We start from the raw sequence: 477 nt of genomic DNA, 5'->3' as shown, positions 1-477 counted from the left end.
CCATTCGTCGCGGCGAAAGCGACCGGGTTCTCTCTATCGGAACCGATGGTTCCGTCTCTGCCGAAGCGCTCATTCGCTTCTCGCTGCTGTCAGCCCTTTCGACGCAGAACGACAGGCCGGAAAAGGCTTCCAAGCCCTTCTCCAAGGACCGCGACGGCTTTGCCATGTCGGAAGGTTCCGGCGCACTGGTCATGGAATCGCTTGAAAGCGCAGTTGCGCGTGGAGCCAGGGTTCTGGGCATTCTGGCCGGTTGCGGCGAAAAGGCCGATGATTTCCATCGCACACGCTCCAAGCCGGACGCCTCGCCTGCCATCGGCACGGTGCGCGCCGCGCTGGCAGATGCGGGCCTGACCGAAGATCAGATTTCCTATATCAACGCCCACGGCACCTCCACCATCGCGGACACCACCGAGCTGGTCGCGGTTGAGCGCCTGCTGGGCGATCACGCGGGCAAGGCGACCATGTCCTCGCCCAAAT

Annotated in this window: 1 protein-coding gene; it reads left to right on the top strand. The window is 63.1% G+C overall.

Annotated elements, in window-relative coordinates:
* Window positions 1-477, top strand: a 477-nt coding sequence (locus R0J92_RS21665) for a beta-ketoacyl synthase N-terminal-like domain-containing protein (RefSeq protein WP_411053153.1), incomplete at both ends; no start/stop codon positions are given.

The organism is Tritonibacter sp. SIMBA_163, from assembly GCF_046535935.1.
Lineage (GTDB): Bacteria > Pseudomonadota > Alphaproteobacteria > Rhodobacterales > Rhodobacteraceae > Epibacterium > Epibacterium scottomollicae.
This window is presented reverse-complemented; position numbering and strand designations above follow the sequence as displayed.